Genomic DNA, 1,322 nt, shown 5'->3' on the forward strand with positions numbered 1-1,322 from the left:
AACCCAGACAAACTTACAGACGCTGAGAAGAAAGCGATCGAAGATAAGGTTAAAGCAGTCAACCCAGGTTCAACTGTAGTAGTGGACGATAAAGGTAACGCTACAGTCACAACACCAGAAGGTAAGACAGCGGTAATTCCAGCGACAGACTTAGTTAAATCACCAGAAGACGCAACTAAACCAAATGCAGGCAACGACATCGTTAAACCAGCGGACAAAACTGTAGTAGCTAACCCAGACAAACTTACAGACGCTGAGAAGAAAGCGATCGAAGATAAGGTTAAAGCAGTAAATCCAGGTTCAACTGTAGTAGTGGACGATAAAGGCAATGCAACAGTCACAACTCCAGAAGGAAAAACAGCGGTTATCCCAGCGTCAGACTTGACTAAGTCAGCAGCAGACGCAGCTAAACCAAACGCAGGCGATGACATCGTTAAACCAGCGGACAAAACTGTAGTAGCTAACCCAGACAAACTTACAGACGCTGAGAAGAAAGCCATCGAAGATAAGGTTAAAGCAGTCAACCCAGGTTCAATTGTAGTAGTAGACGATAAAGGCAATGCGACAGTTACAACTCCAGAAGGTAAGACAGCAGTAATTCCAGCGTCAGACTTGACTAAGTCAGAAGCGGATGCAACTAAACCAAACGCAGGCAATGACATCGTTAAACCAGCTGACAAGACAGTAGTCGCAAATCCAGATGCGTTAACTCCAGAAGAGAAGAAAGCGATCGAAGATAAGGTTAAAGCAGTCAACCCAGGTTCAACTGTAGTAGTGGACGATAAAGGTAACGCGACAGTCACAACCCCAGCAGGTAAGACAGCGGTTATCCCAGCAACAGACTTGACTAAGTCAGCAGCAGATGCAGCTAAACCAAACGCAGGTAATGACATCGTTAAACCAGCAGCCAAAACTGTAGTCGCAAATCCAGATGCTCTAACTTCAGAAGAGAAGAAAGCGATCGAAGATAAGGTTAAAGCAGTCAACCCAGGTTCAACTGTAGTAGTAGACGATAAAGGCAATGCGACAGTTACAACACCAGCAGGTAAGACAGCAGTAATTCCAGCGTCAGACTTGACTAAGTCAGCAGCAGATGCAGCTAAACCAAACGCAGGCAATGACATCGTTAAACCAGCTGACAAGACAGTAGTAGCAAATCCAGATGCGTTAACTCCAGAAGAGAAGAAAGCCATCGAAGATAAGGTTAAAGCCGTAAATCCAGGTTCCACTGTAGTAGTGGACGATAAAGGAAACGCGACAGTTACAACTCCAGCAGGTAAGACAGCGGTTATCCCAGCGTCAGACTTGACTAAGTCAGCAGC

At 45.5% G+C, this 1,322-nt stretch carries 1 protein-coding gene; it reads left to right on the forward strand.

Going from position 1 to position 1,322, the window contains the following annotated elements:
• Positions 1-1,322 (forward strand): MiiA motif-containing surface protein (locus tag B7699_RS00035; RefSeq protein WP_192851982.1); only part of this gene is annotated, 1,322 nt, incomplete at both ends.

Source organism: Streptococcus mitis (assembly GCF_002096835.1).
GTDB classification, from domain to species: Bacteria; Bacillota; Bacilli; order Lactobacillales; family Streptococcaceae; genus Streptococcus; species Streptococcus mitis_W.